The 13,148-nt window shown below is 62.0% G+C and carries 11 protein-coding genes and 1 pseudogene; 9 read left to right on the forward strand and 3 right to left on the reverse strand.

The window, feature by feature from the left end; all coding sequences use genetic code 11:
- Positions 1-25: 25 nt before the first annotated feature.
- Positions 26-454 (forward strand): annotated as a pseudogene (locus BI327_RS42955) (FAD-dependent oxidoreductase); the annotation flags it as partial.
- Between the two features lie 189 nt (positions 455-643).
- Here BI327_RS42955 and BI327_RS14825 read toward each other — a convergent pair.
- Positions 644-1,858, reverse strand: coding sequence for an MFS transporter (locus BI327_RS14825; protein ID WP_083742137.1), 1,215 nt, complete (start codon positions 1,856-1,858; stop codon positions 644-646).
- A gap of 112 nt (positions 1,859-1,970) precedes the next feature.
- Here BI327_RS14825 and BI327_RS14830 point away from each other — a divergent pair, with 112 nt between their 5' ends.
- The gene (locus BI327_RS14830; protein ID WP_076861104.1) at positions 1,971-2,363 is read left to right on the forward strand and encodes an ArsR/SmtB family transcription factor; all 393 of its coding nucleotides are present in this window, start codon (positions 1,971-1,973) and stop codon (positions 2,361-2,363) included.
- Positions 2,364-2,425: 62 nt separating this feature from the next.
- Here BI327_RS14830 and BI327_RS14835 read toward each other — a convergent pair whose 3' ends face one another.
- Positions 2,426-3,373: a D-2-hydroxyacid dehydrogenase family protein gene (locus tag BI327_RS14835; RefSeq protein WP_076861106.1), complete on the reverse strand. Its 948-nt coding sequence runs from the start codon at positions 3,371-3,373 to the stop codon at positions 2,426-2,428.
- A 337-nt stretch (positions 3,374-3,710) separates the two neighbouring features.
- Here BI327_RS14835 and BI327_RS14840 point away from each other — a divergent pair, with 337 nt between their 5' ends.
- The 4 genes from BI327_RS14840 (at position 3,711) to BI327_RS14855 (ending at position 9,732) form a co-directional block, all read left to right on the forward strand.
- Positions 3,711-5,147, forward strand: coding sequence for an FAD-binding protein (locus BI327_RS14840; RefSeq protein ID WP_076861108.1), 1,437 nt, complete (start codon positions 3,711-3,713; stop codon positions 5,145-5,147).
- Positions 5,148-5,240: 93 nt separating this feature from the next.
- On the forward strand, positions 5,241-6,899 hold the full coding sequence (locus BI327_RS14845) for an MFS transporter (RefSeq protein ID WP_076862146.1): 1,659 nt from the start codon (positions 5,241-5,243) through the stop codon (positions 6,897-6,899).
- Positions 6,900-6,976: 77 nt separating this feature from the next.
- Complete coding sequence (locus BI327_RS14850) at positions 6,977-8,455, forward strand: aldehyde dehydrogenase (protein ID WP_076861110.1); 1,479 nt, start codon at positions 6,977-6,979, stop codon at positions 8,453-8,455.
- 80 nt (positions 8,456-8,535) lie between these two features.
- The gene (locus tag BI327_RS14855; protein WP_076862147.1) at positions 8,536-9,732 is read left to right on the forward strand and encodes an iron-containing alcohol dehydrogenase; all 1,197 of its coding nucleotides are present in this window, start codon (positions 8,536-8,538) and stop codon (positions 9,730-9,732) included.
- 41 nt (positions 9,733-9,773) lie between these two features.
- On the opposite strand, the gene gcvA is transcribed toward BI327_RS14855, so the two are convergent.
- Positions 9,774-10,841: a transcriptional regulator GcvA gene (gene gcvA, locus BI327_RS14860; RefSeq protein ID WP_245334813.1), complete on the reverse strand. Its 1,068-nt coding sequence runs from the start codon at positions 10,839-10,841 to the stop codon at positions 9,774-9,776.
- On the opposite strand from gcvA, the gene BI327_RS14865 reads away from it, so the two are divergent.
- Genes BI327_RS14865 through BI327_RS14875 form a run of 3 tightly spaced genes read left to right on the forward strand, consistent with a single transcriptional unit; the run spans position 10,841 to position 13,148 of the window.
- Positions 10,841-11,236 carry a Zn-ribbon domain-containing OB-fold protein gene (locus BI327_RS14865; protein WP_083742085.1) on the forward strand — a complete coding sequence of 132 codons (396 nt, stop codon included), beginning with the start codon at positions 10,841-10,843 and terminating at the stop codon, positions 11,234-11,236. The two genes, gcvA and BI327_RS14865, sit on opposite strands and share 1 nt — an antisense overlap.
- A gap of 2 nt (positions 11,237-11,238) precedes the next feature.
- Positions 11,239-12,390, forward strand: coding sequence for a thiolase family protein (locus BI327_RS14870; RefSeq protein WP_076861113.1), 1,152 nt, complete (start codon positions 11,239-11,241; stop codon positions 12,388-12,390).
- Positions 12,391-12,392: 2 nt separating this feature from the next.
- Positions 12,393-13,148, forward strand: coding sequence for an SDR family NAD(P)-dependent oxidoreductase (locus BI327_RS14875; protein ID WP_076861115.1), 756 nt, complete (start codon positions 12,393-12,395; stop codon positions 13,146-13,148).

The following is a 13,148-nucleotide window of genomic DNA, read 5'->3' on the forward strand; positions in this document are numbered from 1 at the left end:
GTCGTTTCGGAAGTGGCCGTGTGGAATGAAGATCACAGTTGGGGCCGATGTTATAGGCGTTGTCTCGGCCTATTACCTATCTGAGGTGGGTCATCAGGTCGTAGTTGTAGATCGTCAGCGGGGGGGGGCGGCGCTCGAAACGAGCTATGCCAACGCCGGCGAAATTTCGCCTGGCTACGTGTCGCCGTGGGCGGCGTCAGGAGTTCCTCTTATCGCCATGCGTTGGCTTGTAGCGGAGCATGCCCTGCTAATAATCAGACCGAACTTTGTCCTTGCGATTCTTTCGTGGATTGCGCGGATGATGGTGCGCAAGCGCAGTGTCAAAAGATATCAGACGAACAAGCAACGCATGCGTCGCCTGGCGGAGTACAGTCGACAAAAGATGATCGAGCGTTGTGGGGAAGTCGGCACCCAATACGACCACCGGACGCAGGGCACACTTCAGCTGTGCCGCTTCCCTCCAACAAGAAATCAGAGCTTCGAAATAATAGACCAGCGATGTTGTGTACTGCCGCTCACCAAGCGCCACAATTCTGTGCGCCAATCCACGATTTCTTGCGATATCCCACGCCCAATGGCGGCGGCAGCTCCGGCTAGTGGCGATCGCCAGCACGCGACTAGTCAGCTTAGATGGAAAACGCTCTTACTCCCTCAGGCGAACTTGGACGAAGGTCGCTCCAGCTGTAGCGACGAGGCCGAGCGCGGCGGCAAAAATAGTCGCGCCAGATGCAAGTCCCGTGAAATCGATCAGACAGCCCGTCAATACTGGAAGTAGTCCGGCAGGTATGTATCCGCCAACATTCATGACCGCGTTCGCCTCCGCTCGGCGGTGCGCCGGCACATGCAGTCCGATCAGCGAAAGACCCCCGAGTTGACCAAGACCTTGGCCCGCGCCGGCGAGCAAGGCAGCAAGAATCAAGAAACCGGCAAGCGATGCGTCGACCGCAACGGCGATGCTGATCATGGACATGACCGTCGCGGCCGCGCCAATTAGCAAGGTCCTGCGAATCGATAGATGCCTGACTGCGAACTGAATGCCCGTTGCGGTCAAGAACATGGCACAAGCCGTTCCTCCCGCCACAAGCGGACTCGTGACATGGAGCAGCTTCGAAAGAAGCGATGGTCCCAGCGACAACACGAAGGAAGTTGCCGTGATGCCAGGCCCAAAGACAGCAACGCCGACTGCGATTTGTCGCTGGTTGGGGCGTGGCACGCTCGGAAAACGCAAATGCCAGCCGTCGTTGCGCTCGCGATCGAACCGTTTCTGCGGCAGAGCAAGGACCAAAAGGCCGGTGCACGCCAATACGATCAGTTCTGCGGCAAAGATCGGAACTACGGGCTCCGATAGGTGCACCGCTAGTGAGCCCGCCAGTAGGGGGCCCAAGCCGGCACCAAGAACCATGGCTACTGAGGCGATCAGCGACGCCAACCTCCGACGATTCGGGCCGCCAAAGTCCACAACGGAGGCCATGCCTGCCGATACGACAACCCCGACAGCGACGCCCGACAGGAAGCGGGCGAAGAGCAGAGCGGCGACCGTCGTCGCGGTAGCGAAAAGTACACATGCCAGAATGGCTGCCGCGAGGCCGGGCAACAGAACCGGCTTTCGGCCATAGCGGTCAGACAGCTGACCGGCCAGCGACAGCGTCACTAGCAGACCCAAGATGTAGGCCGCAAAGATCACCGTTAAAGTGCCGGAAGAGAACCCGATCTCCCGCTGCCAATAGACGTAAAGCGGCGTCGCCGAATTCGACAGGACGAACACGGCGGTGACCACCCAGGCCGCGCTCCACATGCGCCACGGGCGCTGCTCCAAGTTTTCTGCGCCTGAAGGGCTACCGATTTCGCAAGTCGTCATGCCTACCTCCTGTACGAGTTTTATCGTACATACCACAGTTCGACAAATCTCGTACAGCGGTGTAGAGGATCGTTCATATCGGTTCGTCAAAACTGCATGAGGATGCGCACGCGTGGATGATCTTCCCGAGCCTCTGCCGGAGCCTGCCGCCAAGGAGATGCGACTGGAATCGATTATGGGCGCGCTCTCGGATCCGCTCCGTCTGGCAATCGTTCGCAAGCTTCTGCTGGAATCGGAGGCCTACGATCACACGTGCAACTGGTTTGGCCTTGGCAGGCCGAAATCCTCGTTGACGCATCATTTCAAGGCGCTGCGCGAGGCTGGCTTGATCCGGCAGCGTCAATACGGTCTTGAACGGCGCAGCCGTCTGCGCATTGAAGACCTGAACCGGTGCTTTCCCGGTCTTTTGGATCTGGTTCGAAACTGGAGAGAGCCGGCGCCTGACGGGGCCAAGTCGCGGCAGAGGGCCAGCGCGAAAAGGGGCACCGGGACAGGGCGATCATAGCCGGCGATTGCCGCCATTGGCCCTGCCGGCTCGATCACCAGTGGACCGAGCCGGCACGCTGTTCAGTGCTGTGGCACGAAACGCGGCACGTCCTTCCCGTCAAGGTACCCAAGGAGAACGTCGGCAGCTGCGTCTGCAAATTGCCCGTACATTTCGTCCGTTGGCCAGCCGAGATGCGAGGTGAGGACAACATTGGAAAGGCGCCTCAATGGGTGGGCGGCCGGCAAGGGCTCCTCATCAAAAACGTCGAGAGCGGCGCCGGCAATGCGACCATCGGCAAGCGCGTGATATAGTGCCTTCTCGTCGACGATAGCGCCGCGCGCCGTATTGATCAGATATGCGGTTGGCTTCATTAGCGAGAGCCTCGCCGAATCGATCAGGCCCCGCGAGTCGGGGCTGAGCGTTGCGTGGATCGAGATAACGTCGGAAGAGCGCATCAGGTCATTGAGCTCGCGACGTTCTACGCCATGCTGCGCCGCGGTTTCAGCTGTCAGTCGGCTCCCCCAGGCCAGAACCTTCATGTCGAATGCGTTCGTAACCCGGGCGACGTATTTGCCGATATTTCCAAGGCCCACGATACCGAGCGTTTTGCCGCGTAGAACCCGCGTCATTGGTGTCGGCCATCCTCCCGCCTTCACGGCATGATCCACAGAAGGGATCTGACGCATGATCGAGATCATCAATCCGATGGCGAGCTCGCCGGCGGCGGTGCAGAAACCTCCCGTCGCCTTGCCGATGACAATGCCGCGCTGCTCTGCCGCGGCGAGATCGACGTGATAGGCATGATTGCCCGTCTGGGCGATGATCCTCACATCCGGCAATTGCTCGAGAAGCTCCTTCGTGAAGCGCGTTCGTTCGCGCGTCGCGACCAGCGCGTCGAAGCCGCGGAGCGCAGAGGCTTCGTCAAAGGGCTTGGTCAGAATCTCGACTTCGGCCCGTTCGCGCAGACGCCGGACGCCGGCCGTCTCGTGATAGGCGCAATGAAAATCGTCGAGAAAGGCAACGCGCATCAAATTTCTCCCGTCTCCTTTGGGGAATCGTGGCAGCCCAGGGCCCGAAGCTGCATCTGCGGGCCTAGGCCAAATGGAGTGAACCGGACAACCGAGTTTTTCTCGGCGATTGTTGTCTTGGGGTCAACAGCCCGCCCATCACGCGATCGCTGGTGCCGAACACGCCCTTTTCCGGGCAGGCCGGCCCAAGCCCGTCTCATCGTTGCTCTTTAGTCAACAAGGACCTCCCAATTTCTCGTGCTGGCCGCCGGGATGACCTGCCTATGGTCGCCACGTGCCATGCCAGCCCGCTCGGGCACAGCGAAATCAATGAGAAAACGGGCAGGAGGAGACCACAATGCAAACATTGAACAATTACGATTTTGTCGTTGTTGGCTGCGGGGCGGCGGGCCTGTCGGCTGCGGTCACATATGCCGAGGCCACGGTTGGGCGACCGGCCCGGATCGCCGTGCTTGAACGTGCAAAGAAGGAGGCGCGCGGCGGCGCAACGCAGTGGACGGGAGCCTTCTTGCGGATCAACGAAGGCCGCAAGCTCGACGCCGACTGGCCCGACAGGGTCCGTCGCGTTTCCGGTGGGCGTTCGGATTTCGAATATTGCCGCAAGCTCGAACAGGAGACGCCGGCAACCCTTCGTTTCATCGAGGAAAGGGGTGTCGAGCTCGTTTTCCCGGCGTTTCCATTCGCGCATACCTTCAATGGCGAGGCCGGTGTCACTCCGCCGGGCCTTCCGGTCGGCGGTGGCGCGGCGATCGTCTCAGCGTTGTTCAAAGCGCTTGAGAAGCACACCAATGTCGACATCCTCTATGAAACCGAAGCCGTTCGCTTGTCGGTTTCGGATGCGGGCGCCGTCGATGGTCTGATCGTCCGCGGAAACGACGGCAAGCTCAGACGTCTCGGAGCAGCTGCCGTCGTACTGGCTTCCGGCGGTTTCGAAGGAAACGCTGAGATGTTGACAAGGTACATCGGAGCGCGCGCCTGCGACCTGCCGCTCATCGCGCCCGGAATTGCGAACAACCGAGGCGACGGGCTGAGAATGGCGCTTGAGCTGGGCGCCGATACGGCTGGTCAGTTCGATATGATTCATGCCGAGCCCATCGATACACGCACCACCAGGGCCGACGCCGTTATCTACACGTACACCGGCGGCATTTTCGTCAACGGCGAGGCCGAGCGGTTCTACGACGAAGGGAAAGACACCTGGGACAACACCTTCGAGCACATCGGCTATGAGATCTGGCGCAACCAGAACCAAAAGGCGTTCTGGATCGCGGATGCCAAGACGATGCAGATACCCGGCGTCGAGATGGGCATGCTCAGCGATCTCCCGCCCGAGAAGGCGGATACCGTCGAAGCGCTGGCCGGCAAGCTGGGGCTCGATCCGGCGATGCTCGGGAAGACGGTAGCCACGTTTAACGCCGCAACCGTCCCCGGAAAGTTCGAACCCGGAAGACTGGACGGCCGGAGCACGACCGGTCTTACCCCGCCCAAATCGAATTGGGCGGTACCACTCGACACCCCGCCCTTCTACGGCATCCCTCTGACCGCCGCGATTTGCTTCACATACGGCGGCATTCGCACCGATCTTCACGCGCGAGTCGTGACGCCGGCGGGCATTCCAATTCCAAATCTCTATGCGGCCGGAGAGGTCACAGGCCTCTTCTATCACGAGTATCCGCCGGCGACGTCCGTGCTCCGCTCGTTGACCTTCGGACGTATTGCCGGCGCTCATGCAGCGGCACAAACGGCGGAATCAAAGGTCGCTGCCGTCGCCTGAACTGCCGCCGAGTTTCACAGTTTCAAGTGTCGAGGCCCGGGAACAGTCCGGGCCCCGACGTTACGAATAATCGACAGCGAGGGATTTATGGATATGACGGCAGCAATCGCGGCCAACGATGCAACAATCATGACGCGGAAGGAAAAGCGCGTCATCTTCGCCGCGTCGCTTGGGAGCGTGTTCGAGATCTACGATTTTTTTCTGATCGGGTTGCTCGCTACGGAAATAACCAAAGCGTTCTTCTCCGGCGTCAATCCGACTGCCGGCTTCATCTTCACCTTGCTGGGCTTTGCCGCAGGTTTCCTTCTCAGGCCGTTCGGGGCGCTCGTGTTCGGACGTGCCGGAGATCTGATCGGCCGAAAGTACACGTTTCTTGTGACGATCGTATTGATGGGACTGTCGACCCTCTCCATCGGCCTGTTGCCCACCTATGCAGAGATCGGCATCGCAGCACCCGTTCTCTTCATCACGATGCGTATGCTTCAAGGCCTTGCGCTTGGGGGCGAGTTTGGCGGCGCAATGATCTACGTCGCGGAGCACGCTCCCGCCGAGCGGCGAGGCGCCTGGACCGCGTGGATTATTCTTACCGCGGCCCTCGGCTTTCTCCTTGCGGTTGGCGTCATCATTCCGCTCCGCTTCGCCCTGAGCGAGCCCGACTTTGGCGTATGGGGCTGGCGGATCCCGTTCCTTGTTTCAGTATTGCTGCTTGTGGTTTCCCTGTGGATCCGCCTGCAGCTCGATGAAACGCCTGAATTCCGCCGGATGAAGGAGGAGGGCCGCGCGTCCAAGGCGCCGATCGGCGAGACGTTTGGTGAGTGGCGGTATCTGAAGCTCGTGCTCATCGCGCTCTTCGGCATCGTCCCGGGCCAGGCCGTCATCTGGTACACCGGCCAGTTCTATTCGCTTTTCTTCCTGACCAAAGTCCTGAAGATCGACGGGACCACAGCCAATCAGCTCGTCATTGCCGCAACCGTGGTAACGGCGCCGCTCTACATCCTCTTCGGTGCCCTGTCGGATCGCATCGGTCGCAAGCCGGTCTATCTGGCCGGCTATCTGCTCGGCGCCGTCCTCATCATTCCGCTGTTTCACGGGTTAGCGCATTTCGGCAACCCGGATCTCGACAAAGCTCAGCGCGAGAATCCGATCGTCGTCGTCGCGGACCCAGCGCAATGTTCGCTGCAATTCAACCCGAGCGGGGCCGCACGCTTTACGTCATCGTGCGACGTCGTCAGAGCAGCCGTCGCCAGGCTCGGCCTCAACTATCAGAGCAGCCCTGCATCGCCTGGCGCGGTAGCCCAGGTCAAAATCGGAGACGACGTCGTCCAGGGCTTCGACGCTTTGGGTGATCAGGCCTCAAGCAGAGACAAGGAATTCAATGCAGCCTTGGCGGCGATCCTGAAGAAGCGGGGATACGTGCTGGATCAGGTCGATCCGGCCTTGATCAACAAGCCCGGCATCATCCTCGTCCTAGTCCTTCTGCTCAGCCTTGGAACGATGACCTTTGCGCCGAGCTGCACGGCGCTCATCGAGCTGTTTCCGTCACGCATACGTTACACAGCGATGTCGTTTCCCTATCATCTCGGGGCCGCATGGTTCGGCGGATTCCTGCCCGCGACCACCTTCGCCATCAATGCGGCGACGGGAGATATCTATGCCGGGCTGCTCTATCCCAGCATCGTGGCCGGCGTCGCCTTCGTCATTGCGCTCGTGCTCGCCAGGGAGACGAAGGGGATCAACATCTCCGGGGCGTGATGCGCGCCGGAACGGTGCCGGAGACATGGATTGTTTGGGCGGTACGTCGCACCGTCGCTTCTATGAAAGGTTTGGATATGCAGGAATTCTTGATGCGGATCGGCAACGAATGGCGCCGGGCTGAAGATGGCGAATGGTTCACGAGCATGGACCCGTATACCGGGCGCGACTGGGCGCGCATGCCACGGGGGAAGGCCGCAGATGCCGACGCGGCGGTCCGGGCCGCGTCCAAGGCCTTCCGGGGCGGCCCCTGGCCGTCGATGACCGCCAGCGCAAGGGGACTTCTGCTGCACCGGCTCGGCGACCTCATTGCTCGTCAGGCCGAGGAATTGGCAGAGCTCGAGGTGAACGACAACGGGAAGCTCAAGGCCGAGATGCTCGGCCAGATGCGATATCTGCCGCAATGGTTCTATTATTATGCTGGATTGGCGGACAAGGTCGAAGGCCGCGTCACGCCGATCGACAAGCCGGGCGTCTTTCATTACACCCTGCACGAGCCGCTGGGCGTCGTCGCGGCGATCGCGCCCTGGAATTCTCCGCTGCTGCTCGCCGCGTGGAAGATCGCTCCCGCGCTCGCCGCCGGCAATACGATCGTGATCAAGCCGTCCGAGTTTTCGTCGGCCTCGACGATTGCGTTCGCCCGGCTGTGCGAAGAGGCAGGCTTCCCGCCGGGCGTGGTCAACGTCATCACCGGATTTGGACCGGAGGTCGGAGAACCTCTCGTCAAGCATCCGCTCGTGGCGCGCATTGCGTTCACAGGAAGCGAGAACGGCGGCCGGCATGTCTACGCGGCGGCCGCTGAAAATATCAAGCGCGTCTCACTCGAACTCGGCGGCAAATCGGCCAACATCGTGTTTAGCGATGCGGATCTCGATGACGCGGTCAAGGGCGTCGTATCGGGCATCTTTGCGGCCACGGGGCAGACCTGCATGGCCGGCTCGCGCCTTTTGGTGCATTCCTCGATCCACGACGAGTTCGTCGCGCGTCTGGTGAAGTTCATGCAGACGGCACGGCTCGGAGATCCGCGAGAGCCCGAGACGAATATCGCCCCGGTGTCCACGCAGCCGCAATTCGAGAAGGTTCTGGCCTATTTCGACATTGCCAGAAAGGAAGGGGCCGAATGTGTGCTTGGCGGCGAGCGTTCGCGTCGGCCGGGTTGCGAGAAGGGGCTTTTCGTCGAACCGACGATCTTCACCGGCGTATCCAACAACATGCGCATCGCTCGCGAAGAGGTGTTCGGGCCGGTCCTTGCCGTGCTGAAATTCGAGACCGATGACGAAGCGGTCGGGATCGCCAATGACAGCCCCTATGGGTTGGCAGCCGGCGTTTGGACGCGCGATCTCCAGCGGGCCATGCTGCTGCCGAAACGGCTAGAGGCGGGCACGGTCTGGGTTAACGCCTATCGGCTGGTGAGTTATCTCGCTCCCTTCGGCGGCGTCAAGGCGTCGGGGCTCGGCCGCGAGAACGGCCTGAACGCGATCTACGAATACCTTGAGGAAAAGAGCGTGTTCATCAATCCGAAGCCCGGCATCGCAAACCCGTTCGTGCTCAGTTGAGAGCCGTCATCCAAAGCACCGCGCCAAACCTGCTGAGATCCGTCAGCCCGGAGCCACCAATCGTGTCCAATGTCTATCATATGCCGACCCGCATCGTCTCCGGGGTCGGCGCGCTCGAATCGCTCGCAGCAACGATCAAGGGCTTCGCGGCCAAATCCGTGATGCTCGTCTCCGACCCGATCATCTCCCGGCAATCCTGGTATCAACGCGCGCTCGAGCAACTCGTTGCCGCGGGACTGTCGGTGCTGCGGTTTGAGGAATGCGAGATCGACGCGCGCGTCAGACAGATCGACGCGCAGGGCAAACGGGCGCGCGAGCAGTCGGTCGATGCCGTGATCAGCATTGGGGGCGGGTCGGTGATGTGCGCCGGCAAGGGGATCGCGATCGTCGGCGCCAACGGGAAGTCGCTCCGCGACTGCACGGGCGTCGGCAATTTCGAACGCCGCGCATTGCCGATGGTGATGGTCCCGACCACGGCTGGGTCCGGCTCGGAGGTGTCGCAATGGACCGTAGTCAAGGATGACGAGAACCATGCCAAGCTGGTGTGCGGAGGGCCGCTCAGCTTTCCCGATGTCGCCATACTGGATCCGGCCGTGCTTGAGTCGCTGCCGCCGCGCATTGCGGCGGCGACTGGCGTGGACGCGATGACCCATGGCCTGGAGGCCTACACCAGCAGTCTCGCATCCCCGCTCACCGATGCGATCGCGCTCGAGGCGATCAGGTTGCAGGCGTCCTCGCTCCGCGCATCGATTTGCGGCCTCCGCGACGTCAATGCGCGTGCAGACAATCTTCTGGCTTCATCGATGGCCAACATCGCGTGCGGCAACGCGCGCCTGGGGCATGCGCACACCCTGTCGCTGCCGCTCGAAGGTCTCGTCGACATGCCGCATACGCTCGGCGTGGGCGTGTTGATGCCCCACGTTCTGGCGTTCAATCTGATGGTGCTGCCGGCCAAAGCGCCACATGTGGCCCGGGCGCTCGGCGTCCGCCTCCATGACGACTGCTCGCCCCAACAGGCCACCGACCTGGCTGTTTCCGCGTTGCGGCAGCTCTACGGAGACATCGGTTTTCCCATGCACTGGTCCAGGGATGCCCTGCCGAAGCAGCAGGTTCGGGAAATGGCCGAACGCGCCGTGCCTGGACTTTACGCCGGCACGGCCGGGATCGAGCGGTTCAAGTCGATGAAGATCACCGACGACACGGTGATCGAGAGCCTTGCGCCGAGGAAGATGACGGTCAGCCAAGCCGAAGCGATTTTCACCGCCTGCATCGCCTGAACAATGCGCGCTTGCTGCTGACCAGATGAGTGTAGCCCCGGTCAGGCCATCGCCTTGCGCAATTTGCGACTCGCCGGCGACTCGTCTTCAACCTGGGTCTGCTCGACCAGCCAGCTTCGAAATTGCCGGAATGCTGGCTTGCGGAGGCTCTTCTGAGGATAGATCAGGTAATAGGTGAATCCCTCGCGATCGAGCGTCGGGCCGAAGGGCTGAACCAGACGCCTTGCGCGCAAGTCATCGGCCACGAGCACGCGCTGCGCGATCGCGACGCCCTGGCCGTCGAGCGCAGCCTGGTAGGCGAGGACGGAGCTCGTGAATTTCGGTCCCGCATAGGGATCGAAGTCGGTGAGCTGCGCCTCCCTGAGCCAGAACATCCAGTCGTCCGGCCGCGCCAGCGAGTGCAGCAGCGGCGCGCGGCGAAGATCGCCCTTCTGCTTCAACCCGATCTCGCGCCGATATTTGGGGCTGCAAACCGGAATCAAATGGTTTGCCACGAGCCTGTCCACGCCCAGTCCAGGCCAGTTTCCGTCGCCAAGGCGTACTGCGCAGTCGACATCCTCGTTCCGGAAATCGACCTCTTCCAATGAGGTAGTGAGACGAACCTCGTTCAGCCGGTTCATCGCCTGATAGGACGACAGGCGCGGCACCAGCCATTTCATCGCGAAGGTAGTGTAGGCCCTGATCTTCAGGACATTGCTCGAGCGTTCTCCCGTCAGCTTGCGGGTCGCGTCACGGATCCCGTCGAGATGGTGCGCGATGGCTTCGAGATACTGCTCTCCTTCGGCGGTCAACGCCACCGCGCGCGGCTCGCGCCGAAACAGCTTCACGCCGAGATGAGATTCGAGAATCTGTACCTGCCGGCTCACCGCGCCGGGCGTTACGGACAGAAGCTCAGCCGCACCGCGGATGCTGCGTAACTTTGCGGCGGCCTCGAAGGCGCGTAGCGGATTGAGTGGAGGCAATCGGTCCATCGTGCCGCGACTATGCGCCGATCGTTGCCTTTTAGTCAACAATGGCGCCGCGTTTCTCGTTCTGAGCCCGGGGGATATCCGCCTAAACCTCTCGCCAATGGCTTGCTCGGCACGCCTTCGGTTTCCCGGGAGGATCAATGAACCAGCTTTCGAACGTCGAGACGTTCTCGACAGATCGCGACGCCATCGGCTCGCAAGCGTCCGGGAGGCTGTTCGCGTCCCGCGACCGCGCAACCGGCCAGTGTGTCTTCCCTCCCGTTCCGGCGCGATCGCCGAGCGCACACCGCTATGAGCCGGTGACCCTGTCGCGGGTTGCGCGGCTCTACAGCTTCTCGGTGATCCACCCAAATCGGAAAACCGGTGAACAGCCGTTCGTGGTCATTTACGCGGATTTCCCTGAAGGCGCGCGCGTGTTCGGGCGATTGCTCCTGCCGCGAGAGCGCCACCCGCTGATCGGGATGCAGGTCGAAGCGCGGATAGCCGAACAGGGCGCCGCAACGATCTACTCATTTGCACCGGTCGAGGAGGCCTGATCGTGACAACAACCGTCTATATCGCTGGCGCGGCGATGACCTCCTTCGGCCGCCACAACGACCTCTCCATGCAGGATCTCGCGCAATCCGCAGTGGTGGGTGCGCTCGCCGACGCCGACGTTTCGGCCGACCGCATTCAAGCCATGTACAACGCCAATGTGTACGGCGGCATGGTGCTGGGCCAGGTGCTGATGAGGGACCTCGGCATCACAGGGCCGGCCCTCTACAATGTGGAGAACGCCTGCGCGAGCGGGGCGACAGCGGTGCATCTCGCCTGCCACGCGCTTCGGCTCGGCGTTTACGAGACCGTTCTCGTCTGGGGGGTCGAGAAGCTGACATCGCTCGGCGGTGGGACGATCCCGCTGCAGCGGAACGACTACAAGACCGAGCTGTACGCTGCGCAGGGCATGACGCTGCCGACTGTCTACGCCATGCGCGGGACCCGCTATCTCCACGAGCGCAACGAGAAGCCCGAAGTACTGGCCCGCGTCGCGGTCAAGAACCGGACTCATGGCGAGTTGAATCCCCTGGCGCAGCAGCGCAAGGCCGTGTCAATCGACGAAGTGCTCCAGTCGCGGCCCGTTGCAGAGCCACTGACGTTGCTCCAGTGCTGTCCGTCCATGGTCGATGGTGCCGCGGCGGTGGTACTGACGACGGTTCGTCCGTCCTCCGCGCGCCCGGCTGTGCGTGTCCTCGGCTCGGCCGTGCAATCCGGCCTGCTCGAAAAAGGCTGCGACGATATTCTCGACGCCGAGATCACCGCGCGAACCGCGCGGCTGGCTTATGAAGGCGCGGGCCTGGGTCCGCGCGATGTCAACGTCGTCGAACTGCACGACGCTTTCACGATCGCAGAGCTCCTGTACTACGAGGCGTTGGGCCTCGCGGAGCCGGGCGAGGGGGCTGCGCTGCTCCGTAGCGGTGCTACGGCTCTCGGTGGGCGTGTGCCCGTCAATCCGAGCGGAGGATTGCTCGCTAAGGGTCACCCTCTCGGCGCCACCGGCGTCGCGCAAATGGTCGAGATTGCCTGGCAGCTCCAGAGCCGGGCGGGGAAACGCCAAGTTGAAGGGGCACGGATCGGACTGACCCAGTGTACTGGCGGCGGCATCGCCGGCGTCGATCATGCCGCGTCGGCCGTTCACGTGCTCGGAGTGTAGCCATGACCAGGCAAGACAGCGCAATCGTTACCGGCGCCGCCCGGGGTATCGGGTTCGGCATTGCCCGCAGCCTTCGCAGTGCCGGCTATAACGTCGCTCTCTTCGATCGCGACCCCGCGGCATTGGAGACCGCGGTGAAGGAGCTGCGGAAGACTGAAACCGGGCAGCAATTGCTGCCGGTGTCCGTGGACGTAACTGACCGCGGCGCGATCGACGCCGCTGTTCGTGCAACGCAGGAGACCTTCGGCGGCGTCGAAATCCTCGTAAACAATGCAGGCGTTGTTCGCGATCGACGCTTTCTCGATCTGTCCGATGAGGATTGGGATGTCGTCGTGTCCACGAACCTCAGATCGCAGTTCCTGATGTCGCGAGCCGTGCTTCCGGGGATGGTCGAACGAAATTTCGGCCGCATCGTCAACATCTCGTCGCGCGCGTGGCTCGGAGGCTTCGGTCAGGCGAATTATTCCGCTGCCAAGGGAGGCGTCGTAAGCCTTACCCGAAGCCTTGCCATCGAGTTTGCTGCCAGGGGCATCACCGTCAACGCGATTGCTCCGGGGATCGTCGATACACCCTTGTTCAGGGATTTTAAGGCGGACGTCCAGGAACGGCTCAAAAAGAGCGTTCCCATGCAGCGCATCGGGGTGCCGGAGGACATTGCCCAGGCTGTGCTGTTCTTCGCTGCACGGGCCAGCTCCTACATCACCGGTCAGCTCATTTACGTCTGTGGCGGTCGCAGTCTCTCCAGCGTGAGCGTCTGA

The organism is Bradyrhizobium mercantei (assembly GCF_001982635.1).
Lineage (GTDB): Bacteria > Pseudomonadota > Alphaproteobacteria > Rhizobiales > Xanthobacteraceae > Bradyrhizobium > Bradyrhizobium mercantei.